This is a genomic window from Parabacteroides sp. PM6-13 (assembly GCF_029892605.1).
In the GTDB taxonomy this organism is placed as follows: Bacteria; Bacteroidota; Bacteroidia; order Bacteroidales; family Tannerellaceae; genus QVMG01.
Genome location: NZ_JARXWF010000003.1, coordinates 267,584 through 291,358 on the forward strand (window position 1 = coordinate 267,584; position 23,775 = coordinate 291,358).

Annotated in this window: 17 protein-coding genes; 9 read left to right on the plus strand and 8 right to left on the minus strand. The window is 47.7% G+C overall.

The window, feature by feature from the left end; all coding sequences use genetic code 11:
• Window positions 1–36 precede the first annotated feature (36 nt).
• Both M2134_RS04575 and M2134_RS04580 read left to right on the plus strand, forming a co-directional pair.
• Window positions 37–1,287, plus strand: coding sequence for an HlyD family efflux transporter periplasmic adaptor subunit (locus tag M2134_RS04575; protein ID WP_280749876.1), 1,251 nt, complete (start codon window positions 37–39; stop codon window positions 1,285–1,287).
• 68 nt (window positions 1,288–1,355) lie between these two features.
• Window positions 1,356–3,728, plus strand: coding sequence for an ABC transporter permease (locus tag M2134_RS04580; protein ID WP_280749877.1), 2,373 nt, complete (start codon window positions 1,356–1,358; stop codon window positions 3,726–3,728).
• 84 nt (window positions 3,729–3,812) lie between these two features.
• Here the strand turns inward: M2134_RS04580 and M2134_RS04585 are convergent, their stop codons facing one another.
• From M2134_RS04585 to M2134_RS04605, 5 genes are read right to left on the minus strand one after another with little or no spacing between them, the layout of a single operon-like run.
• Window positions 3,813–4,361 carry a DJ-1 family glyoxalase III gene (locus M2134_RS04585; protein ID WP_280749878.1) on the minus strand — a complete coding sequence of 183 codons (549 nt, stop codon included), beginning with the start codon at window positions 4,359–4,361 and terminating at the stop codon, window positions 3,813–3,815.
• Between the two features lie 33 nt (window positions 4,362–4,394).
• Complete coding sequence (locus tag M2134_RS04590) at window positions 4,395–5,228, minus strand: energy transducer TonB (protein WP_280749879.1); 834 nt, start codon at window positions 5,226–5,228, stop codon at window positions 4,395–4,397.
• A 6-nt stretch (window positions 5,229–5,234) separates the two neighbouring features.
• A complete protein-coding gene (locus M2134_RS04595) occupies window positions 5,235–5,645 on the minus strand; it encodes a biopolymer transporter ExbD (protein WP_280749880.1) in 411 nt (136 codons plus the stop codon).
• A gap of 29 nt (window positions 5,646–5,674) precedes the next feature.
• Window positions 5,675–6,385, minus strand: a complete 711-nt coding sequence (locus M2134_RS04600) for a MotA/TolQ/ExbB proton channel family protein (RefSeq protein ID WP_280749881.1) — start codon at window positions 6,383–6,385, stop codon at window positions 5,675–5,677.
• A 39-nt stretch (window positions 6,386–6,424) separates the two neighbouring features.
• Entirely contained in the window at window positions 6,425–7,150 is a 726-nt protein-coding gene (locus M2134_RS04605; RefSeq protein ID WP_280749882.1) for a pyridoxine 5'-phosphate synthase, read from the minus strand.
• A 152-nt stretch (window positions 7,151–7,302) separates the two neighbouring features.
• Between M2134_RS04605 and M2134_RS04610 the strand changes: the two genes are divergently transcribed.
• Window positions 7,303–7,926, plus strand: coding sequence for a CBS domain-containing protein (locus M2134_RS04610; RefSeq protein WP_280749883.1), 624 nt, complete (start codon window positions 7,303–7,305; stop codon window positions 7,924–7,926).
• Window positions 7,927–7,951: 25 nt separating this feature from the next.
• Window positions 7,952–8,830: an NAD kinase gene (locus tag M2134_RS04615; protein ID WP_280749962.1), complete on the plus strand. Its 879-nt coding sequence runs from the start codon at window positions 7,952–7,954 to the stop codon at window positions 8,828–8,830.
• Here the strand turns inward: M2134_RS04615 and M2134_RS04620 are convergent.
• On the minus strand, window positions 8,816–11,785 hold the full coding sequence (locus tag M2134_RS04620) for a two-component regulator propeller domain-containing protein (RefSeq protein WP_280749884.1): 2,970 nt from the start codon (window positions 11,783–11,785) through the stop codon (window positions 8,816–8,818). The genes M2134_RS04615 and M2134_RS04620 overlap by 15 nt on opposite strands.
• 157 nt (window positions 11,786–11,942) lie before the next feature.
• Here M2134_RS04620 and M2134_RS04625 point away from each other — a divergent pair, with 157 nt between their 5' ends.
• From M2134_RS04625 to M2134_RS04645, 5 genes are all read left to right on the plus strand, one after another.
• Entirely contained in the window at window positions 11,943–13,754 is a 1,812-nt protein-coding gene (locus M2134_RS04625) for a sugar-binding domain-containing protein (RefSeq protein WP_280749885.1), read from the plus strand.
• Between the two features lie 966 nt (window positions 13,755–14,720).
• Entirely contained in the window at window positions 14,721–16,898 is a 2,178-nt protein-coding gene (locus M2134_RS04630; RefSeq protein ID WP_280749886.1) for a tetratricopeptide repeat protein, read from the plus strand.
• Window positions 16,899–17,034: 136 nt separating this feature from the next.
• Complete coding sequence (locus M2134_RS04635) at window positions 17,035–18,402, plus strand: Gfo/Idh/MocA family oxidoreductase (RefSeq protein ID WP_280749887.1); 1,368 nt, start codon at window positions 17,035–17,037, stop codon at window positions 18,400–18,402.
• A 37-nt stretch (window positions 18,403–18,439) separates the two neighbouring features.
• Window positions 18,440–19,786 (plus strand): Gfo/Idh/MocA family oxidoreductase, encoded by a 1,347-nt coding sequence (locus M2134_RS04640; protein WP_280749888.1) that lies wholly within the window; start codon window positions 18,440–18,442, stop codon window positions 19,784–19,786.
• A 24-nt stretch (window positions 19,787–19,810) separates the two neighbouring features.
• Window positions 19,811–20,635 carry a ThuA domain-containing protein gene (locus tag M2134_RS04645; protein WP_280758139.1) on the plus strand — a complete coding sequence of 275 codons (825 nt, stop codon included), beginning with the start codon at window positions 19,811–19,813 and terminating at the stop codon, window positions 20,633–20,635.
• A 95-nt stretch (window positions 20,636–20,730) separates the two neighbouring features.
• Here the strand turns inward: M2134_RS04645 and M2134_RS04650 are convergent, their stop codons facing one another.
• A complete protein-coding gene (locus tag M2134_RS04650) occupies window positions 20,731–21,711 on the minus strand; it encodes a type I phosphomannose isomerase catalytic subunit (RefSeq protein ID WP_280749890.1) in 981 nt (326 codons plus the stop codon).
• Between the two features lie 10 nt (window positions 21,712–21,721).
• Window positions 21,722–23,731 (minus strand): alpha amylase C-terminal domain-containing protein, encoded by a 2,010-nt coding sequence (locus M2134_RS04655; protein WP_280749891.1) that lies wholly within the window; start codon window positions 23,729–23,731, stop codon window positions 21,722–21,724.
• Window positions 23,732–23,775 lie beyond the last annotated feature (44 nt).

The window sequence follows — 23,775 nt, forward strand, 5'->3', positions numbered from 1 at the left end:
CTATCAATTATCAACTGTCAATTAAATTACAAAGCCATGGATATAAAATTAGAAAAGAAAAAAGGAATACAGAAGAAGCATATCCCTTATATAATGGGAGGCGTTGTTGTTCTTCTTTTACTGGGTTGGATCATCTTTGGAGATCACTCTTCCACTTTGCGTGTCGACGCAAGAGGCGTTAGCGTAGGAAATGTAACCCGCGATATGTTTAATGACTTCGTACGTGTCGACGGGCAGGTGCAGCCTATCACGGTGGTGCAGCTTAGCCCGCAGGAGGGTGGAATCGTTGAAGAGCGAGTGGTAGAAGAGGGCAGTCAGGTGCGGAAAGGGGATGTGATCGTCCGTCTTTCGAATTCCAGCCTGGAATTGTCGATCCTTACCTCAGAAGCTAATCTGACGGAACAGATGAATATCCTGCGTAATACGCAGATCACCATGCAACAGCAAAAACTGGATAACGAAAATACCAAGTTGCAGACCGACCTGGAGATGGCTCGCTCCAAACGTACCTTCCAACAATATGAGAACCTGTATGCCGAAGAGTTGATCTCGCGTGAAGAGTATCTGAAGGCAAAAGAGGATTTTGAATTTTCAGAACGGAAGAACAAACTGATCACCGAACGTATCCTGCAGGATTCGATCTACCGCTCGTTGCAACTCGATCAGATGGAGGAGAACGTCGAGAGTATGCAAGAGAATATGCGCCTGATCCGCCAGCGGAGGGAGAACTTGAATGTACGTTCGCAGATCGATGGCGAACTGGGATTGTTGAATGTGGTGCTTGGGCAGAACATCTCCGCCGGACAGATGATTGGACAGATCAACGACCTGTCGGATTATAAAGTAGAAGCCATGATTGATGAACATTATATCGACCGGGTACGTGCCGGTTTGAATGCGACGTTTGAGCGTCAGGGCAAAAGCTTCGGTCTGACTATCCGCCGTGTATTCCCGGAAGTGCGCGAAGGTAAATTCCGTACCGAGTTTCTGTTTGTCGGCGAACGTCCGGATAATATCCGCAGCGGGCAGACCTATTATATCAACTTGGAACTGGGACAGCCTACCGAAAGCGTGATCATTCCGAAAGGCACCTTCTTCCAGCATACAGGAGGCAGTTGGATATTTGTATTGGATAAAGAGGGTAAAAAGGCCCATCGCCGCCAGATCCGTATCGGCCGTCAGAATCCGCAGTATTACGAGGTATTGGAAGGATTGGAACCGGGTGAGCGTGTGATCGTTTCCAGCTATGAGAGCTATAAGAACAATGAGGTGTTGATTTTGGAGTAAGTAGGAGAAAGTCCTTAAAGTCCTTAATGACCTAAAAGTCCATAGTAAAAAACTAAAAAACAAGAAAAATGGAAAATCTACTAATCATATTTCGTTCCCTTTTCAAAAAAGGACGTAACAACCTGATAAAGATATTATCTCTGGGCGTAGGGTTGGCCGTTGGCCTGGTGTTAATCGCAAAAGTCTATTTTGATCAGTCATTTGATAATTTCTTCCCCGAGACGGATCAGGTTTATCAAGTACAGATGAATTTCAAAATGGGCGATGCCGATCCGTCCGAATCGAACCATACGAGTGGCGGGCTTGCTATCGGATTTCGGGAAGACATATTGGAGACGATGTCTGCTTCGCGCTTTACCGTCTTAAATAATGGAGAACATTTCTATACCACCGATGGTGAAAAGTATCGTTCCGATATCATCATGGCCGACTCTTGCTGGTTTGATATATTTCCTCGCAAGATGCTGGTAGGCAATCCCCGGGAGGTGCTCGCGCGTCCGATGTATGTGTTGATATCCGATGAGATAGCCGAACGGCTCGGTGGGGCATCCGTGGCGGTGGGGCAAACGATCTGGATCGATGGGAATAAAGGAAAGAACCTGACGATCGGTGGAGTGTTTGAGCGTTTGCCTTACAATACGCACCTACGCTATGATATGATTATCTCTATGGAATCCATCTCCAAGTTTATGTGGGATGGCACGGAGAACTGGTTGGGTAATGAGCGCTATACGACGTATGTGAAGCTTCGTCCCGGTACTTCGATGGAGCGTGTCGAAGAAGAGATCGATGATATGAAGAATAAACGTCTGCCGATGGAAGAGATCAAAAAGGTGGGCTTGGAATTGAACTACCTGTTAGTGCCCTTGCATGATATCTATTCCGGAAGTAAAGAGGTGAAGCAGATGTCCTGGTTGCTTGGTTTGTTGGCTTTCGCTCTTTTGGCAACGGCGATATTGAACTATGTGTTGATTGTGATCTCCTCTTTGGTGAGCCGTTCGAAAGAGATGGCTGTCCATAAATGCTATGGCGCATCTGAACCCAATATCCTTAAGCGAATGTTGGTAGAGACCTGTGTGGATCTGTTTGCCTCTCTCTTGTTGGCTGCTGTGTTGATCTTTGTTTTCCAGGGCAACATAAAGTCGTTGTTGAATCAGGAAATCAGCGTGTTGTTTAACGCGCAGAGCCTATGGGTGTTGGCGGGTGTGTGCGTCGTGGTATTCCTTGTCTCCGGACTCTTGCCTGGCTATCTGTTCTCGCGCATACCGGTAGCTGCTGCCTTCCGCAATTATAGTGAGAACCGTCGTTTCTGGAAGCTGGGACTGTTGTTTGTAGAGTTTATCGCTGCCGGATTCTTTGCGGTATTATTGTTGGTGATCGTTCGTCAATATAACTTTATGGTGAATGACGATACGGGATACAATGCCGATCAGATTGCCTATTGCGAGCTGTCGGGCGTGAATCGTGAGTTGCGTCAGAAGGCGCTTGATGAGGTGGGTCGTTTGGCTGAAGTGGCCGAAGTGAGCTCCGCATCCTCTCTATTGTTCTATGGAGCGTCGGGCAATAATATCGCTTTGCCGGACAATGATACTGATATGTTTAATGTAGCAGACCTTTATTTTGTAGGGAATAACTATTTTGACATGATGCAGATTCCTATTATCGAAGGACGTCTGTTCCGTGAACATGGAGCTGCCAATGAGGTGATGGTGAGCCGTAGCTTTGCCAATAAGATACTGGCATACGTTGATTGGACCGATGGTGTCATAGGGAAAGAAATCCTGATTAGCGAGCATAGCGAAGAGGGTGGAACCTTTACCATTTGCGGCGTATATGAAAACATTCGTATTGGCGCGATCGGTATGGAAGACACACGGCCGAGTATTATGTTTAGCGCAACCACTCCAGCCAATTATATGCAGATCAAATTTCATCAACTGACAGCCGAGAGTATGAAGGCGGTGGAAGATCTGTTGGTTCGTTTATTGCCCGACAAAGATATTCAGCTCTATTCTTACGAAGCAGAACTGTTGAATCGTTACAGTGACTCCAAGCGTTTTCGTGATCAGGTGTTGATCGGTGGATTGATTACGCTGATTATCTGTCTGATCGGTCTCTTGGGCTACACCAGTGACGAGATGAACCGTCGTCGTAAAGAAACAGCAATCCGCAAGGTAAACGGAGCCACTATCATGGATATCCTTCGTCTGTTTGTTACGGATATATCGCGTATTGCCTTGCCAGCCCTGATCATAGGGGGGATGGGAGCTGCTTTAGTCGCGAGCCGCTGGATGCAACAATTCCCGCAAAAAGCCGATGTCTCTATCCTTACCTATCTTTGCTGTGGCGTGGTGGTGTTCCTGATTATTCTTTGCGCAGTTGCCATAAAGAGCTTCAAAGCCGCTGTCGATAATCCGGCAGAAAGCGTGAAGAGCGAATAGGAAATAGTTGAGCGTTCATAAAAAAAGTAGCCCCGAAAGAATCTCTCTCTCGGGGCTACTCTTTTTATGTGATGGCGATCTCTTTTAGGCTAATAGCAATCCGGCGGCGACCTCTTCGGCAACGGCTTGGCCGCGAAGTGCTTCAACAATGGCTAAACCGAAGTTAAACACCAATCCGGGACCACGTCCTGTGATGACATGTCCGTCCGTTTCCACCGCAGCATCGCTGACAATGGCTCCGGTCAGTGCCGATTCAAAACTGGGATAGCAGGTGGCGCGGCGCCCTTTCAATAGGCCTAATCCCCCTAACACCAAGGGAGCGGCACAGATAGCAGCTACGATTTTGCCTTTTTGATCTTGCGCGACAAGCTGCTCTTTCAAGGGCTCGAAAGCATTCAAGTTATTGCTGCCGGGCATTCCACCGGGTAATATTAAAGCATCTGCGGCCGATAGATCCGCCTCTTCATATAACAGATCGGCTACAACACCCAAACCGTGTGCACCCTCTACCATGCGTTCTCCTGTGATCGATACAACGGTTGTTTCAATACCACCGCGTCGTAAGACGTCGATTGTTCCAACGGCTTCCGTCTCTTCGAAACCGGTTGCTAAGAATACAAAGGCTGTTTTCATATACTTTTGTTTTTATGGTTGGTTATTCGCGTTTTAATTCAAATTGTATTTGTAGGTGATCGTTCCGCTTTGGTTGTCTAACCCTTGAATCGCGTTAAACTTCGTGCGTCGTGCCGCTTCTATAGCACTCTGGCGTATGGAGGCATTTTCAATCGTTGTACCTTTGCCTGTGCGGGCATCGATCACATTGCCTCGCGGATCTACCACAATATCGATCACGATCTTCCCTTCCACATTGGCGTTGTAGGAGGGGCGTTGCAGACCTCCTGCGCCGATGGAACGCCCTTTCAGATCGAAGCTCCCCCAGCCGCCGACGCCTTCATTGGCGCCCTGATCGCTGTTGCCGAATGGATTTCCCTGGTTACCCGTTCCTGTCGCGGCATTGCCCTGGCTGGTACCTTCCGTACTGCCCATACCGAAAGCGCCGGATATGCGGTTGCTGATCTCCTCTTCCTTTTTGCGTTTCTCTTCAGCCAGGCGTTGGCGTTCGGCCTCTTCCCGGCGCAGTCGTTCTCGTTCTTCTGCTTCGCGGCGCTTGCGCTCCTCTTCTTTTTTGCGTTCCTCTTCCTGTTTGGCATTCAGGGCAATGCTCTCTTCCAGATCCTGCGTGATCAGCTCTTCTTGCTGACTCTGGCTGGGTGTAACGGGGGTAGGAGGGGGAATCACCGGCTCGGTTGGTGTTTCGCCGGTATAACGCGGCTCAAAGGTGCCTGCGGCCGTATTCAGATTACCGAAGTTGACCAGAATACCTTCCTCTTCTTGCGGTATAACTGTTTTGAGCACCGTAAACCAAAGAATAAGAAACACAATCAGGTGAAACACCAATGTGCCGATCAAGCTATATGTGTTCTCTTTTGTCAATTTCATATCCTTCTATCGTTGCGGGCGAGTAGCCAGCACCATTTTGAAGTTGTTTTCATTTGCGATATTCAATATCTTCACAATCTCCCGGTAAGGAACTGTTTCGTCGGCATAAAGGGCGACAAACATATCCGGCTCTGCCGTCTGACTCTCCTGCAGGAAAGGGGTGATCTCGTCGAAAGAGACCTGGCGTTCGCGTTGATTGCCCGCGGCTACGAAATAGTTTAGATTGGCATCGATCGTAACGCGTGTCAACGGTTTTGCCGCTGTCTGCTTTTGCGATTGAGGCAGGGTGACTTTGATGGCGTTCGGAACGACTACCGTTGATGTGACCATGAAAAATATTAATAACAGAAAGATCACATCGGTCATCGATGCCATGCTAAAGTTTGCCTCTATTTTTGTTCTTCTTTTTAAAGCCATAGTCTTTTAGTTGAAAGCATTCTTTCTGTTTAATTCGCCGGTTCATTCAATAAATCCAGGAATTCCATGGTGCTGGCTTCCATTTTATTCACCACGTTATCGACTTGTGATACCAGGTAGTTGTAGGCGAACAGGGCAATAATACCTACCACCAGACCTCCTACGGTAGTCACCAAGGCTTCGTAGATCCCTCCCGAAAGGAGTGTCACGTCAACATTTGTCCCGGCATTGGCCATGTCGAAGAAAGCGCGTACCATCCCGGTAACCGTACCCAGGAATCCTAACATCGGAGCGCCTGCCGCCGTTGTTGCGATAAGCGGGAATCCTTTCTCGAGCTTGGCTACCTCCAGGTTGCCCACATTTTCGATCGCCACCATCACATCGTTCATCGGACGCCCCAAGCGGGAGATACCCTTCTCGATCATACGTGCCGATGGAGTATCTGTGGTGCGGCAGAGGTTTAACGCGGAATCTATTTTTCCATCATGGATATAATCTTTGATGCGGTTCATAAAGCTTTCATCTTCTTTCCCGGCCTTACGGATCACAAGCAGACGCTGAATAAAGATATAGATCGCCAATAGCGAGAGAGCTAACAGGACAATCATAATCCAACCTCCCTTAAAGGCCAGGTCTATTATATTTATTTCTGCTTCGGTCGGAACGGCTATGTCCGTAAACTCCGGCAATTGTTCTGCCGCCTGTTGCCCTAAGGCTTGTAATGCAAATAACATACTCATTGTTCAGCTTTCTTATTTGATTGTTTTTATAATGATCGATTACTTGAGGTTATTCCCTAATTGTTTCCGGTATAATGTGATTGTCTCTTTGAGTCCGAAATACAAAGCGTCGCATATCAAGGCATGCCCGATAGACACCTCTTCCAGCCAGGGGATCTGCTCGTGGAAGTAGCGTAGGTTCTCCAGGCTCAGGTCATGACCGGCATTCAGTCCCATGCCTAACTCTTTCACCAGCTTGGCGGCCTCCACAAAAGGGGCTACGGCTTTCTCCCTGTTTTCCGCATACTGCGCGGCATATGGCTCCGTATAAAGCTCAACCCTGTCAGTCCCTGTCTTAGCCGCCCATTCCATGTTTTTCAGATCCGTGCCGATAAAGATAGAGGTGCGGATGCCTTTCTCCGTAAACTGATCGACCAATTCGCTCAATAGATCGAAATTGGTTTTCGCATCCCAACCGGCATTCGACGTAATAGCATCCGGCGCATCCGGCACAAGGGTGACCTGTGTCGGCTTTACTTTTAATACAAGATCAATAAACTCTTTGGTTGGATATCCTTCAATATTGAACTCGGTTTTAACAACCGGTTTTAAGGCATAGACATCACTGTAGCGTATGTGTCGCTCGTCTGGACGAGGATGAACTGTAATCCCTTGGGCGCCGAACGCTTCACAGTCGATAGCTACCTTTACTATGTCCGGCATATTCCCGCCACGTGCGTTTCTGATCGTAGCAACTTTGTTTATGTTTACGCTTAAATTTGTCATTCTTTCAAGTAAAATCCTGTTTCTTTCATTACATTTGTGGCATATAAGATGCGCTTCGGCCATACTAACACAAACGTAGTGACAAAAGTAGTAGTATTTGCTAAATAAACAGAATAATGTTGTTGAAAGATTTCATAACAAAAGATATTCCCGTGTTAAAAAAGTCTGATAGTGCAGCTTATGCCCTTGCCTTGATGGATGATTGGAAAGTCAGACAATTGCCCCTGCTCGAAGGGAATATCTATCAGACGTTGATTTCCGAGAAAGATCTGTTAATTCTACCTGACACCAAAGAAGAAATAGGAGACCCTGTTTTGTTTGCTCCCGCCATAGAGGAGAATGGGAATATCTATACCGCTTTGGCACTGATGGGGCGCTATGGCTTGTGTGTGTTGCCGGTGGTAAACCAGGAAGGCGTTTACCTCGGAGTGATTACCCGCGATAAACTGGTCGATGCCATGGCTGAGTTAAGCGGTGCTCACGTGTCGGGCAGTGTGATCACACTGGAACTACTGCCGCAGGATTATGTGCTTTCGGATATTGCACGCATCGTGGAGTCTAACAACGCGCATATCATCAACCTCTTATCGACAACAGACCCCAATACCGGTCGCATGCTGATCACGATCAAGATCGACCTGGATGATGCCTCCCCCGTTATCCGCAGCTTCGAACGCTTCAATTATACCATTCTCTATCACTTTATGGAACAGGGCATGGTGGATGATATCCTGCAGCAGCGGATGAACGAATTGCTTTACTATATGAATATGTAACCCGCCCAAACACCACAATGCCATGATGAAAGTAGGGATTTTTGGTAGCCATTACCTGTTGGAAAAGCAAAGCCTCATAAAGCGCCTATTCGAAAAATTGCGCCAATTGGAAGCAGATGTCTATGTCGATGAGGGCTTTTTCCTGTTTCTTACCGGAGAAATGCGTTTCACCCCTTCCATAGCCGGCCTCTTGCCTGAAGAGGGACCGCTGGCGCTGGATGTGGCTCTTAGTATTGGAGGGGACGGTACCTTCCTGCATACCGCCGCCCGTATCCATGCACAAAACATCCCTATCCTGGGCATCAATACGGGGCGCCTTGGCTTTCTGGCCGATATTGCTGGGAACGATGTGGAAGATACCCTGGATGAACTGTTCAAAAACTACTACCGCATTGAAGAACGTACGCTTCTTCAGCTGGTGGCAGGGGAGGAGCTGGCTACCGGCTTTCGTTTTGCCCTGAATGAAGTAGCTGTCTTAAAACGCGACACCTCTTCCATGATTACCATCCATGCCACCCTGAATGATGAGTTTCTTGCTTCTTATCAGGCGGATGGGCTGGTGGTGGCTACACCGACAGGTTCGACAGCCTACTCCATGAGTGTGAACGGCCCTATTATCGTGCCGCAAAGCAATAGCTTTGTGCTTAGCCCCGTCGCTCCTCATTCCCTGAATATGCGTCCCTTGGTTATTCCCGACTCAACGCTGATAGGCCTGACGGTCGAAAGCCGCAGTGATAGCTTTCTGGTTGCCTTAGACGGACGTTCGGAGGTCTTTCCCGCCGGCGCTTCGTTGCAGATTGTCAAGGCGGATTATACCATAAAGATCATCAAACGCTACAACCACACCTTCTACCAGACTTTGCGCGAAAAGCTTATGTGGGGGGCCGACTCACGGAACAAATAGTTTTTCTTTCATAAATTCAGAAGGCGACTTACCATATTCTTTCTGGAAGCAGTTGGAAAAATAGGCGGGAGAAGAAAACCCTGCCTGAAAAGCTATTTCATTGATGCGCATATCTCCGCTTTGCATCAGTTCGAGGGCTTTCCGGAGACGCGCCATGCGTATCAGGTCGACAGGCGTTAGGTTGGAGATCGTTTTTACCTTGCGGTAAAGACTGGAATTACTCATCCCCATCTCCTGTGCTAAGGTCTCTACGTTTAACGCTTCGTTTGTTAAATTCTCTTCGATATAGGTGTTGAGCTTCTGCAGAAATATATCGTCTAAAGCCGATAGGTTGCTCAGGTTGAACAGGCGTTCCGTATTTCTTTCAATGATGCGTAAATTCTGTTTTACCTTTTCGTTGCCTTCATTTTCAAGAAGCATTTTCTCCAACGGCTCTTTGATCAGGTTCAAAGGAGTGCGAATCTCCTCTTTGATAAAGGTGGAATATTGCACCTTGGCATGATACAGTTCCTTTTCTTTTTCTTTTTCGAAAAGTTCTTGTTTCTCTTTCTGTCGGGCAATCAGTCGTTTCTGTTTGTGCCGGTAGAGGGCAATGATGGCTGCAATCACCAGGCCTGTATAGAAAATATAAGCCCAGATCGTAGCCCAGAAAGGCGGGGTGATGGTGATCGGTATGTGTTGCTCATTGTCCTGCCATAGATTGCTGCTATTCGTTGATTTCACCCGGAAGGTATACTTTCCGGGGGATAATCCGGCAAAGGCAACCTCTCGGGTATTCCCCAGTGTGACCCAATCGGTATCTGCCCCATCCAATTTATAGGCATATTGTATCGATTGAGGGGATGTAAAGGATGGCGCAATAAAAGAAATTGTAAAAGCCGAATGGTTATAGGGCAGTTTGATGGTAGATTGCGCATCCAGGAGATATTGTTTTCCCTCCCGTTCCCTTTCCCTTTCCGGAATGGCGATCTCTTTGATATAAAGAGGAGCTGTAAAGCTGTCTTCCCGGAAGGTGCGCGGATCAAAAGAGATCATTCCATTTACGGTACCGAGATAAATCGTGCCGTCTTTTGCTTTGTAAGACGAAGAGTAATTGAACTGCGCCTCATGCAGTCCATCAAAATGAGAATAGGTACGGATGGCGTAGGTCTCCGGGTGGAATCTGACCAATCCGTTTGCTGTGGTGATCCAGAAGAGGCCGAAATCATCCTCTACAATTCGGTAGATAACGTTGCTGGGCAAGCCGTCCGATACGGTGAAGTGAGTAAAATCGTCTTCCTCCGGATGATACAGGGAAAAGCCATAGGCGGTGGTTATCCAGATACGCTTGTGAGAGTCTTCAAAAACAGAAGTGGTGTTGTCGCTTCCCAGACCTTTCGCTGGAGTTGCTTCCGATCGATACGCCCGTATTTTATCTTCCGACCGGATATATCGGTAGATGCCGGATGAGGTGGCCACCCACACATCGCCGCGACTGTCTTCCATGATCTGCCGGGTCAGAACATGAATGTTTTGCCAGCGGGTAAATCGATCTTTCTGTTGGTCGTACAGAAAGACACCATTAGAGGCGCCTATCAGCCACTCCCCCCGGCTTGTCTCTTGGAAGCATAAGATAAAGTCACTCGAAAGGCTATTGTGTGTGTTGGCTCGGGTATATCGTTTGACGATTTTCCCGGTAGGAATATGTAAGAGGTCTATGCCCGTATTGAACGTGCCGATCCATAAGGTGTCGCCTTTGGCATACAATCCGTGGATATTGGTGGCCGATAATTTACGGGTCGCGTGGCGGAGCGAATAATTCACCATCTCATCCGTTTGCGGATCATAGCGATTGATCCCGTTATCTTCCGTGCCGATCCATAGGTTTCCGTACCGGTCGGGACAGATCTCCCGAACAGCATTCCCCAGCATCCCCGGATGGGTCTTCTCGGCCAGGTAATAGCGGAAGGAGGTATTCCGATTGGGCAAATAATTGATTCCTCCGAAAAATGTACCGGCCCAAATGCCCCCTTCCCGGTCTTTGGTCAGGGAGTAGACCGCATTGTCGGAGATGGTATATTCATTGACCAGCGATTTGCGCAGGTTGACTACCGATCTATCTAATATGTTGTAGATATAGATGCCCGATTCGGAGGCAATCCAGTAGGTATTGGCCTGGTCGTGCATGATGAAACGCACATAGATATCCGGTATAAGGGTCTCTGTTTGGTTTGTTTTGGTGTGGTAAAGTTTGAGCCCCTCCCTGTTTGTTCCGATCAGTATGCCGACATCAGGCACTTCGCAGAGCTGAAGAATAGTGGTTTGCTTCCGTCTCTCTTCTTCCGTCAGGACAGGATATCTGGCGAATTGCTCTGTTTCCGGTTTGAAAAGGTAAAGCGCATGTGCATCGGAAAAGAAAGGCTGGCCTTTGTTCGACATGCCTATTTGGGTCGGATAGAAGCCGGTCTCATCCGGCGTATAGATTTTAAACGTTTGGTTGTTGGGATTATACCGGATGATAGTTGCTTCACTCCGAAACCAAAGATTCCCTTCCGCATCCTCTTTTACCATCGAGAAGGTTTGGGAGGAGAGATCGTTCTTGCCCGGAATAATCAACGGGTGGAAAGAGTTTGTCTCATAGGTGTAATAGCAAATGCCTCCATTTGTACACACCCAGATCCGGCCTTTGGAATCTTCAAAAAGACAATTTGTGCGATCATTTGGCAGCCCTCCGCTTCCGGCTGTTGAGGCATTGAAACGGAAAACGGAAAAAGTATGCCCATCAAAACGATTCAATCCATCCTCCGTGCCAAACCACATAAATCCCCGGCTATCTTGCATTGAGCAGTACACGGTATTGTGCGAAAGACCATCTTTATTAGTATAATGTCTGAAATAGTAATTGTCTGCCGCCTTCGCCGTTAAAGGTGCTATTATGCCTGAAAGAAAAATAAAAAACAAGTAGATACTCTTCATAAGAGAAAACGGGCTAATAAGTTCAGAAACAAAGCTACGAAAATAGTTTTTATATTTTCTGCTTATGCAAGATTAGTGAAATGAATTGACGGATTATTGAAAGTTGTACGTTTTTGACATCGACTATCTTTGCCCTATCAACTTAAAGAAAAATAGCATGAAACGAAGCGTATTGATTTGTACCGCACTGGCTCTTACGATGGCAGTGCAGGCTCAATGGATTCCTGTTGGGAATAAAATAAAAACCGATTGGGCAGAGAAAGTAAATCCACAGAATGTATTGCCGGAGTATCCGCGTCCCCAAATGGAACGTGCCGAATGGCAAAGCCTGAATGGGTTATGGGAATATGCCATTCAGACGAAGGGGAAAATAGAACCCGCCTCTTTCGATGGAGAGATCCTGGTGCCTTTTGCGATCGAATCGTCGCTGTCGGGCGTACAGAAAGAGGTAGGTGAGAATAATGAACTTTGGTATAAGCGTGAGTTCAGTGTGCCATCGGCTTGGAAAAATAAAAATATCCTCCTGCATTTCGGCGCGGTCGACTGGATGGCGGATATCTTCGTGAACGACATTCTGATCGGTTCGCACCAAGGGGGGTATACGCCCTTTTCTTTCGATATCACTCCTTACTTAAGTGCCAAAACAAAGCATAAACTGGTGGTTCGTGTATGGGACCCCAGCGATAAAGGCTATCAGCCTCGTGGCAAACAGGTGGCTAATCCCAGTGGCATCTGGTACACGCCGGTGACGGGTATCTGGCAGACCGTTTGGTTGGAGCCGGTGGCGGCTGATCATATTACCTCCATCAAGGCGATCCCCGATATCGACACCAATACCTTGTCGGTTACGGTCGGCGCCTCTTCCTGCGATCCGTCTCAGCTTGTCGAAGTACAGTTGATAGAAAAGGGTAAACTGCTTGCTTCTGCCCGGGGGCTTGCCGGGAAGGAGTTGCGCCTGGGGGTGGATAATCCAACCTTGTGGGATACCGAAAACCCTTATCTCTACGATATGAAGGTATCGCTGGTAAAGAATGGCAAAGTGATGGACAGGGTAAACTCCTACACCGCTTTCCGTAAGATTTCTATCAAGCAAGATGCGAATGGCATCATGCGTATGCAATTGAACAATAAGAACCTCTTCCACTATGGTCCGCTCGACCAAGGATGGTGGCCTGATGGTCTGTATACGGCGCCAACCGACGAGGCATTGCTTTTCGATATCTTGAAAACCAAAGAGTGGGGCTTTAATATGATCCGTAAGCATGTCAAGGTGGAACCGGCTCGCTGGTATTATCATTGCGACCGCTTGGGTATGCTGGTGTGGCAGGATATGCCCAGCGGCGATATGGGCAATCAGTGGCAGGCTCATGTCTATAACGGCGGTACGGACAAAAAGCGCTCCGCTGCATCCATTGCCAACTTCTACCAGGAATGGAAAGAGATCATGGATCTTTGCATTTCGAACCCCTCCGTTGTGATCTGGGTACCGTTTAATGAAGCCTGGGGGCAGTTTGATACCGAAAAAGTGACCGAATGGACAGCCGCTTACGACCCTTCCCGCCTGGTGAACCCGGCAAGCGGTGGCAACCACCGTGCTTGCGGCGATATCCTCGATCTGCATAACTATCCCGGCCCGCGTATGTTCCTTTCCGACCCGATGCGTGTGAATGTATTGGGCGAATACGGCGGAATTGGTTTGCCCCTGGAGGGACATCTCTGGCAGCCCGACCGCAACTGGGGTTATATTCAGTTCAAGAATAGCCGGGAGGTAACGGCGGAATATGTCAAATATGCCCGCGAACTGAAAGAGATGATCCAAAGAGGTTTCTCCGCCGCTGTATATACGCAGACCACCGATGTAGAGGTAGAGGTGAACGGCCTGATGACCTACGACCGCAAAGTGATGAAGATCGACGAGGCAGCGGTGAAACGTATCAACCAGGAGGTGATACAGGCGTTGTCGGAATAGATAGGTTCGATCAGGATGCCAACATCGTACAACGCTCCTTGGGAATCAAATCGGAGGAGAGGGGAAGGAGAAAGGAGAAGGGAGAGGGGGAAGCGCTGCATAGCAGCGACCTGTATCCAGCCCCGTGCGTGAGCGCGGGGGAATAGATCGTGCAATCAATAGCGCCGCGTAGCGGTGCTATATGACTGTATTTATGAGGTGTTACATAGCACCGCTACGCGGCGCGTTTTTGTTTATCCCTTTTCCCCGCGCTTCCGCACGGGGCTGTATACATATCGCTGCTATGCAGCGTTCCCTCACTCCAATTCCTTTCCCCCTTTCTCCTTCCAATTTTTCAAAATCGGAAGAAACCATTTTGTCAAAAACGCCCGAGTATTTTTCCGAAAACGGCGGGGTGTTTTGAATTACCCGTAGGGGTAATATATTTTAACATATTTTATTATAAAGGCAACTGTTCCGCCATTCCAAATAATCCCTACTGAGATTCCTTCAAATAATCGTTTTTTTACACTTGTTTGTGAGTCAATAAATGACATACAATAGGCTGTTATTGGCTAGTAACCAGGGATATAGTGCCTCCGCACTACCTAGGGACTACCTACGTACTGTCTATGTACTTTTTACATACTTTTTATATAGTTAGTATGTAGGCACTACGGAGACACTACGGAGGCACTACGGAGGCACTCCCTAGGCACCCCCTAAATACTATTAAAATGTAAGCTGATCGCTCTGAATACAGCCCGATTTCTCGGTCTATTCCTAACAAAAAGAGTCTTATTTCGGGAAATTGGTTACTTTTTGATAGTGAGAAAAAGGTGAATTTTAAGCCTCATTTTATCAATTATTAACATATGACCTGATTCAAGGTCACTACTTTCGGGTAAATAGGAAAAGTGTGGGCTGGTCGGATACTTTTGGCATATCATTTGTTATATTTATAAATAGAACATCAAAAAGAGAGATATGACATTGCAAGAGATAAACAGAGCCTATGACCGCATTGTCGGTTCGTTGGACAATAAAGAGTTGAAAAATGCCTTCGTGTTTTTGCATGGGCTGATCTCCGGCATACAGGAGTTTAGCTTTTTGGATAAGCTCAATGAGCTGCAAGAGACCTATTCGTATATGTTGCGATACCGGGCGGAGGGCTTCAAGGATCCGATGCAAGAGCATATCTATCATAGCTTATTGGCCTCTACCTATAAACTGGCGGATCGGGTGAAACACAAGGCGTTGGCCATTGAGTCGCCCTTGGTGTATTACAGCAAAAAGCGCTCTTTACAATTGAACCCTCCGGTCTCTTTCGATAATCTCTATGACATGCTGAAAGGCAGTAGCGAGGTGGTAGGGCAGGAAGAGGTGTATGAGGCGGCGTTGGTTCGATTGTATGAGAAAATCTGGCTATCGGACTTCCTGACGCTGGAAGATAAAGCGGCTGTTCATGCCATTTTGTCGGATTTGTCACTGCCTTCGTCTACGGGCTGTCAGGTGGTATCGGCTCTTTTCATGGGACTGCAAATGTCGTTCGATGCGGAAAAGATGGATTTGTTGTTTGATGCCTGCGAGTCGGCCGACGAAGAGGTGCGTGTGCGGGGATTGATCACCCTATTGCTTACCTTATACACCTATCGCAAACGTATCGACATATATCCGGAGGTGGGCAACCGCTTGGCTGCGCTGGCAGAGGGAAACCCTGGTTTTACTTCGGCTATCCGCACGATCACCCTGCGTTTTATCCTCTCGCGTGAAACGGAGAAGATCACCCGTAAGCTGCAAGAAGAGATCATTCCTGAGATGATCAAATTGAGCTCGAAGGTGGGGAATAAAATCAACCTGAAAGACTTCACCGCCGAACCCATGAGTGAGGAGATGAATCCCGAGTGGGAAGAGCTGATGGGGGATAGTGCCTTGGGCGATAAGATGCGCGAGTTTGGTGAACTACAGCAGGAGGGGGCCGATGTGATGCATTCGACCTTTGTGCACCTGAAGAGCTTTCCTTTCTTTCGCGAACTGAATAACTGGTTTCTGCCTTTTATGCCTGAACACTCCTCGTTGCAGAGTTTCGCGGGAAATGAACAAAAGGGACATGCTATGCTGGATACCCTGGCAATGGCCTCGTTTATGTGTAATTCCGATAAATATTCGCTCTACTTCAGTATGATGCAACTGCCTGACCCGCAGCGGCAGATGATGTTCGACCAATTTGGTGGGCAGGCCTCCGAGATGATCCAGCAAGACAAAGAAGAGATGATCACCAACCGGGGGAAAATAGAAATTGTCACCGGGCAATACATACAAGACCTGTATCGTTTCTATAAATTATATCCGGGCAGAAGGGACTTTGATGATATATTCACCTGGACGCTCGACTTTCATAACCTGCCGATTTTGCAACCCTATATATCCGATGTCGATAGCCTGACTACGATCGCGGAATACTACCTGCGGAAAGGCTATTACGCTGATGCGTTGGTGATCTATAAGCGGTTAACGGAGAAGGATCCCGAAAGCAATATCCTGTTCCAGAAAACAGGCTATTGCCAGCAAATGATGGGGAACCAGGAAGAGGCGTTGGATGCCTATCTGTTGGCGGATATTCTGCATACGGGCAGCCCCTGGCTGATTCGTCGTATTGCGGGATGCTATCGTGCACTAAAACAGCCCGAAAAGGCGCTTGCCTACTATCAACGCTGCGAAGCCTTGAAGCCCGATGATCTATCTGTTCAGATGAATATCGGACATTGCCTCCTGGAGATGCGTCAGTACGATGAGGCGTTGAAATATTACTTCAAAGTGGATTACCTCGACACGAAGGGGCATAAGGCGTGGCGACCGATTGCCTGGTGTTCTTTCCTGACCGGACGCTATGACCAGGCACTCAATTATTACAAAAAAATTATGGATGCCCAGCCTATTATGCAGGACTACCTGAATGCCGGCCATACGGAGTGGGCCTTGCAACATGTGAAAAACGCGTTGGGCTATTACAAGGCGGCTGTCATGATGGAAGGGGGTAATTTCCAAACCTTCTATGATCAGTTTCAGCAGGATATCCCCGACCTGCTTATCGCCGGGATTGAAGAAAAAGAGATCCCCCTTATGCTCGACCAGCTGAGGTATATGTTGGAGGAAGCCAATTGAGTAATTGCGCGGAAAAGGTGAATTAATCACAAAAAGCAATGAAATTCAAGTAAGAAAAGGGCTATATGTCGTTTTTTCTCTATATTTGTGCCTAGAGCTAATGAATTTACTCAAAGGTTAAACATAAATTATTATCATGAAAAGACGAGACTTTTTAGCAGGCACCGCTTTGCTCGGTGCCGGTATTCCACTTGGCGTTGCGCCACTAGCCCTATCCTCTTGTGAAGGTAAATCCGCTTCCGGTTCTAATGTAAAGGCAAAAACCTCGGAAGAATTAGGCATGTATTCATTTGTAGAGATTGCTCCTGATGGCAAGCCGCTGAAGGCTGCGCTGATTGGTTGCGGTGATCGTGGAACTGGTGCAGCGACTCAATTTCTTAAAGCAGGTCCTAATGTATCTATTATAGCCTTGGCGGATGTGTTCCCCGATCGGATGGCGGGATGTCGCAAGGTGTTAAAAGAAAAATTCAATAATGAAGTGCCTGATGCCAATTGCTTCTTAGGCTTTGATGCCTATCAGAAGGTGATGGCCATGGGGGATATCGATGTGGTATTGCTCTGTACGCCGACCCATTTCCGCCCCGTGCAGTTCAAGGCGGCTGTAGAAGCAGGAAAGCATATCTTTATGGAAAAACCTTGTGCGGTAGACCCAACGGGTATTCGCACGGTGATTGCTGCGGCTAAAGTAGCTACCTCCAAAGGGCTTACTGTTGTAACAGGTAACCAACGTCGTCATCGTCGCGACTATTGGGAGGCCTATATGCAGGTACAGAATGGTATTATTGGTGATCTGGTGTCTGCCTCTGCCCATTGGGATCAAGGCGCCTGGTGGAACAAACGCAAACGCCCCGAATGGAGCGATATGGAATATTGCATTCGCAACTGGTTTAATATCAAATGGCTAAGTGGTGACCATCTGCTCGATCAGGCTATCCATAACATTGATATCGCGACCTGGTTCCTGGGCGAACGTCCTGAAAAGGCTGTTGGTTTTGGTGGGCGTGCTCAACGCCTGACGGGTGACATCTATGACTTCTTTAGTGTCGACTATTATTATGCCAGCAACAAACGCATGTTGGCTACCGCTCGTCAGATCGACGGTTGCGAAGGTAATGTTTGCGAACGGGTATATGGCACAAAGGGAGTTGCTCTGTTGAACGACCGCAATGATATTAAGATTATCGACTACAACGGAAATGTGTTGTGGCAATATGATTATGAGACGAAACCAGTAAAGAACCCGTATGATCAGGAACATGTTCATTTAGTAGAGTCTATACGTTTGAACAAGAAAATTAATCAGGCTGAGGATCTGGCCTATTCTACGCAAGTAGCCATCCAAGGTCGTGAAGCGGCTTATACAGGTAAAGGCATTACCTGGGATGAGATCATGGCCTCTAATCTCTATTATGGACCGGAAACCTATGAAATGGGTGCGCTTCCGTTCTATAAAGAGGGTGAAGCTCCTGTGCCGGGTAAGGCTCCTAACGCTCCGGTTATGTAGTTCTTTCTTTTAGCATTCATTAAATACATTATTACTCATGAAAAACCAATCAAAGAAGGTCTCCAGAAGAGATTTTTTAGGCATGTCGGCATTAGGGCTGGCGGGTCTGACTATTTTACCCAGTTGGACTATCAATGGCGTTCGTATGGCTCCCAGCGATCGTGTTGTGTTAGGCTTTATCGGTCTTGGCCGACAGAGCATTTCTGACTTTAATAGCTTCAAAAATTGTCCGGGTATCCAAGTAGCTGCCGGTTGTGATGTGGATTCGATCAAAAGAGACCGCTTCAAAAAGGTAGTTGGCGAATGGCAAAAATCCATTAATATGCCGGAACGCTGTGATCAATATGAATTCTATGAAGAACTGCTCGAACGTAAAGATATCGATGCGATATCCATTGCTACGCCTGACCATTGGCATGCATTGAATGTGATTCATGCCTGTCAATCAGGAAAGGATGTTTATTGCCAGAAGCCTCTTTCGTACACCATTACGGAAAGTATGGCGATGGTAAAGGCTGTACGCGATAATAACTGCATCCTGCAAGTAGGAAGCCAGCAGCGTTCAAGCAAGGAATTTCAACAAGCTATCGCCCTGGTACGCAGTGGCGCTATTGGAGCGATCAGCAAGATCTATGTGCGTATCGGTGAACCGCCCGCACCTTTCAACCTGAAAGAAGAGCCGGTTCCTCCTCATATGAACTTCAATCAATGGCTCGGCCCGTTGAATAGTCCGGTGGTACATTTCAATAGTACGATGTGTCCGCAGATCTCCTATCCGGAGTTGAGAGAGAAAGGCGAATGGGCTACTTGGCGTTATTACCGTGAAACAGGTAATGGCTTTACCGGCGACTGGGGTGCGCACCACTTCGATATTGCTCAGGCTGCCATTGGCATGGACGGCTTAGGCCCGGAAGAGTTTATCCCGGCAGGATACAACGGCACGAAATACGCGACATTGAAATATGGTAACGGTATTGTGATGACCGAACAACCTTTCCGTGAAGACAGTGAACATGCTAAAGGCATACAGTTTATTGGCAGCAAGGGTTGGATTAAGGTGGCCAGAGGCTATATCGAATGTTCGGACTCCTCTTTGTTGAAGAAATCGGAACAGAAGATCGGTGAAGGTGTATTTGAAATGAGCTCTCCGCATATGCAGGACTTTATCGATAGCGTGCGCTCACGGAGAGATCCAATCGCTCCGGTAGAGGTGGGTAGCTCAACAAATATCCTTTGTTGTTTGCTCAATATTGCCTACGAACTGGGACGTCCGGTGAAATGGAATCCGGCTACGCAACGCTTTATTGACGATAAAGAGGCGGAAGCTCATCGTCTGTATTGGTACGAATACCGGAAACCGTATACGTTACCTTATTGGAAATAATCATTAATTGCAATCATTATGAAGGTGAATAATAAATTCTCATACCTCTTTTTAGGAATAATGACACTCTTACTAAGCTGTTCGGGAGCAACGAAAGCCGTTGCTGAGGGCAAGGATAAACCGTTGGAAGTGATGGAAATTGCCGCTGATGCCCTGAAAGGCAAGAAGGTGCTCTATGTACATGGTGGCTGGGATGGGCACGAACCCATTCAATGCCGTGATATCTTTGTGCCTTGGTTGAAAGCAGAAGGTGCCGAGGTGTTTGAATTCGATAACCTCGAATGCTATGAAGACGCAGAGTTAATGGGTAAGGTAGATCTGATCATTCAGCACTGGACCCAGGGTACAATCTCGCGCGGACAGGAAAGAGCGCTGCTCACGGCTGTGAAAAGCGGAATAGGCCTGGCCGGATGGCATGGAGGAACGGGAGACTCTTTCCGGAATAATATCGAGTATCAGTATATGGTCGGTGGACAATGGGTAGCTCATCCGGGCAATGTGATCCCTTACCGGGTGAATATTACCGATAAGAAGGACCCGGTAACTCGTGGCTTAAGCGATTTCGATATGAAGTCGGAACAATACTTTATGCACATTGACCCCAATGTAAAGGTGTTGGCTACCACTACTTTCAGCGGTGAGCATAACGAGTGGATCGACGGTGCCGTTATGCCGGTGGCTTGGAAAAAACAGTACGGCAAGGGACGTGTATTCTATTCTTCCCTGGGACATGTGGCAAAAGACTTTGATGTGCCCGAGGCTTTGGAGATTATGAAACGCGGTATCCGCTGGGCTGCCGAGAGCAAAGAGAAAGGTGCGGAGCCATGGCTTTCGCCTATCTATAAATAAACGAATAGAGATTCGCTTACGATAAACGCAAAGACGCGGAAAACACAACCTGGTGTTTTCCGCGTCTTTGCGTTTATTGTTTATCGCTTTATTGCTTACCGATCGGGAATATAGGTCTCCATCAGTTTGGCATGAGGCGAAGGTATAATTGTGATCGTCTGCGTCTCTGCCGGGATTAAAGCGGTTTGTCCCTGGTGAAGTAGTAACTCATAGCCGTTATTATCTTTCAAAACCACCGTGCCCTCCATGCAGATATAGATAAAGAAGGAATCATGGATTGCCACTTCACGCTGCATCTGTGTGTCCAGATCCAATAGATTGGTTACGAAATAGGGACACTCGGCCAACGGTACGGTTTCGTTGGTTGTGGCCTTGTAATGCGTCTTGGTGTCGGGGTACCAGGTGTAATCGATCGCATCCTTTGCCAAAGCGGTATGTAGTTCGCGTTCGTTTCCTGCCGCGTCTTTCCGGTTATAGTCGTAGATACGATAGGTGATATTACTGGTCTGTTGGATTTCGGCGATGAAGCAACCGGCTCCAATGGCGTGTACACGTCCGGCAGGAAGAAAGAAAACATCGCCGGGCGCTACCGCATACGACTGAAGCACCTCCATCAGGGTGTTCTCTTCCACTCTTTTTACATACTCATCCTTATCGATTGACTGGGAAAAACCGGAGAGCAATTTAGCCTGTGGAGCTGCTTGCATGACATACCACATCTCTGTCTTCCCGAATGAATGGTGACGCTCCATGGCCAACTTGTCGTCGGGATGTACCTGGATCGACAGATCATCACGGGCATCGATAAACTTAATCAATAAAGGGAAAGTCTCTCCAAACCGCTCGATCACCTTCTCTCCGGAGAGGCGCGCGCCATAGGCATGGATCAGATCATCTAAGGACTGACCTTCCAACTCACCGTTTGCCACCACGGAATAATTGTCTTCCACATGGGAGATCTCCCAACTTTCACCTATTCCCTCCTGGATAGGGGTGATTCCCTTAAAGCGGCAAATGTCAGAGCCGCCCCATATAATGGATTTCAATATGGGTTTAAATATAAACGGATAAAGCATATGTAGTTCATTAATTAATCTTTCTCAATACCATGCCCGAACGCGCCGGGAGATACAGTTTCAGCCACTCTTTTTTCTCTTTGCGGTAGAGCGGATCGAAGTTTGTCAGGTGATGGATGGTATCGTCAGTCAAGCCAAAGCCTCCAAAACAGGGATCATCCGTATTCAGGATCACCTCATATTCGCCCTGCGGACATAAGAATCCATAGTCGGTAAACGACTTGTCCGGGCTGAAGTTGAAGACAAACAACAGGTCTTTGCGCATATAGGCCAATGTCTGATCGCCATCGCTATCCCATATTTTCTGAATAGGGGTGTTCTGGAAATTCTTTACGCTTTTGATTACCTGAAGCATCTTTTTATCAAAATCACCCAGGAAGTGGTACTTCAGTTTCTGATCGTCGACCAATTCCCACTGACGGCGTGCATACTTATGCGACCAACCGTTTCCTTCGCGTGGGAAATCGATCCATTCCGGGTGCCCAAACTCATTACCCATGAAGTTTAGATACCCACCGTTCATGGTGGAGGCGGTGACCAAGCGGATCATCTTATGCAACGCCATGCCGCGATCGACTGTGAAATTGTTATCGCCCACCATCATATGCCAGTACATCTCCGAGTCGATCAACCGGAAGATAATGGTTTTATCGCCCACCAAAGCCTGGTCGTGACTCTCCGCGTAGCTGATCGTTTTCTCATCGGTGCGGCGATTGGTTGTTTCCCACCAGATCGACGACGGATGCCAGTCTTCATCCTTCTTTTCTTTGATTGTTTTGATCCAGTAATCGGGAATATTCATGGCCATACGGTAATCAAAACCGTAGCCTCCATCTTCCTGCTTGGCAGCCAGTCCCGGCATACCGCTCACCTCTTCGGCAATGGTAATGGCCTGTGGGTTGACTTCGTGTATCACTTTGTTGGCCAATGTCAGATAAGCGATGGCATCGCCATCCTGATGTCCGTTGTAGTAATCGCCATAATTCATAAAGGCTTCGCCCAAGCCATGGCTGTAATAAAGCATAGAGGTGACACCATCGAAGCGGAAGCCGTCAAACTTATATTCCTCCAGCCAGAACTTACAGTTCGACAACAGGAAATGAAGTACCTCATTTTTACCATAATCAAAGACCAGCGAGTCCCATGCCGGATGCTCCCGGCGTGCTCCCGCGTGGAAGTATTGTGTGTAGGAGCCATCGAAACGCCCGAGTCCTTCGACCTCATTCTTCACCGCGTGGCTATGTACGATATCCATAATCACGGCGATGCCCATCTCGTGTGCCTCGTCGATCAGTTGTTTTAATTCCTCCGGTGTGCCGAAGCGGGATGAGGCAGCGAAAAAGCTGCTTACATGATAGCCAAACGATCCATAGTAGGGATGCTCCTGAATGGCCATGATCTGGATCGCGTTGTAGCCATCCTCCTTGATACGAGGCAACACCTTACGACGAAACTCATCGTATGAACCCACCTTCTCTTCCGAGGTGCCCATGCCGATATGACATTCGTAGATCAGAAGCGGGGATGTGTCGGGTTTGAATTTCTTTTTCTTAAACTGATAGGGTTTCTCCGGCGCCCATACCTGTGCGCTGAATATCTTCGTTTGCTCATCTTGCACTACGCGGCGTATCCAGGCCGGAATACGTTCGCCTTGACCGCCTTCCCATTCCACCAATAATTTGAACAAATCGCCGTGGTGCAGTTGGTCAGCCTCCAGACGGATCTCCCACGTCCCCCCCTCCTTAGGGATCATTCGGTAGGCCTCTTCCTTTTTCCATCCGTTGAAATCGCCAACGAGATAGATCGCCGTCGCATTTGGTGCCCATTCACGGAACACCCAGCCGTCAGCTGTTTTATGTAATCCGAAATAAAGATAACCGGAAGCGAATTCCGAAAGAGTTTGTTTACCGTTGTTAGTCAAGGATTTTTCTTTTGCCATTACATATGCATATCGTCCTTCTATGGCACTTTTGTAAGGACTTAGCCAGGGATCATTTTTGACCAGGTTCAATGTATCCATCTTTTTTGTTACTTGGTTATCCTGCAAATATAACACCAACCGGA

Excerpts from the sequence above, each read along its gene's own strand:
- M2134_RS04600 (WP_280749881.1), bottom strand. The coding sequence starts at position 6,385 with ATGAGTATGTTATTTGCATTACAAGCCTTAGGGCAACAGGCGGCAGAA.
- M2134_RS04575 (WP_280749876.1), top strand. The coding sequence starts at position 37 with ATGGATATAAAATTAGAAAAGAAAAAAGGAATACAGAAGAAGCATATC.
- M2134_RS04635 (WP_280749887.1), top strand. The coding sequence starts at position 17,035 with ATGAAAAGACGAGACTTTTTAGCAGGCACCGCTTTGCTCGGTGCCGGT.
- M2134_RS04630 (WP_280749886.1), top strand. The coding sequence starts at position 14,721 with ATGACATTGCAAGAGATAAACAGAGCCTATGACCGCATTGTCGGTTCG.
- M2134_RS04640 (WP_280749888.1), top strand. The coding sequence starts at position 18,440 with ATGAAAAACCAATCAAAGAAGGTCTCCAGAAGAGATTTTTTAGGCATG.
- M2134_RS04580 (WP_280749877.1), top strand. The coding sequence starts at position 1,356 with ATGGAAAATCTACTAATCATATTTCGTTCCCTTTTCAAAAAAGGACGT.
- M2134_RS04615 (WP_280749962.1), top strand. The coding sequence starts at position 7,952 with ATGAAAGTAGGGATTTTTGGTAGCCATTACCTGTTGGAAAAGCAAAGC.
- M2134_RS04625 (WP_280749885.1), top strand. The coding sequence starts at position 11,943 with ATGAAACGAAGCGTATTGATTTGTACCGCACTGGCTCTTACGATGGCA.
- M2134_RS04605 (WP_280749882.1), bottom strand. The coding sequence starts at position 7,150 with ATGACAAATTTAAGCGTAAACATAAACAAAGTTGCTACGATCAGAAAC.
- M2134_RS04620 (WP_280749884.1), bottom strand. The coding sequence starts at position 11,785 with ATGAAGAGTATCTACTTGTTTTTTATTTTTCTTTCAGGCATAATAGCA.
- M2134_RS04595 (WP_280749880.1), bottom strand. The coding sequence starts at position 5,645 with ATGGCTTTAAAAAGAAGAACAAAAATAGAGGCAAACTTTAGCATGGCA.
- M2134_RS04590 (WP_280749879.1), bottom strand. The coding sequence starts at position 5,228 with ATGAAATTGACAAAAGAGAACACATATAGCTTGATCGGCACATTGGTG.
- M2134_RS04655 (WP_280749891.1), bottom strand. The coding sequence starts at position 23,731 with ATGGATACATTGAACCTGGTCAAAAATGATCCCTGGCTAAGTCCTTAC.
- M2134_RS04650 (WP_280749890.1), bottom strand. The coding sequence starts at position 21,711 with ATGCTTTATCCGTTTATATTTAAACCCATATTGAAATCCATTATATGG.
- M2134_RS04585 (WP_280749878.1), bottom strand. The coding sequence starts at position 4,361 with ATGAAAACAGCCTTTGTATTCTTAGCAACCGGTTTCGAAGAGACGGAA.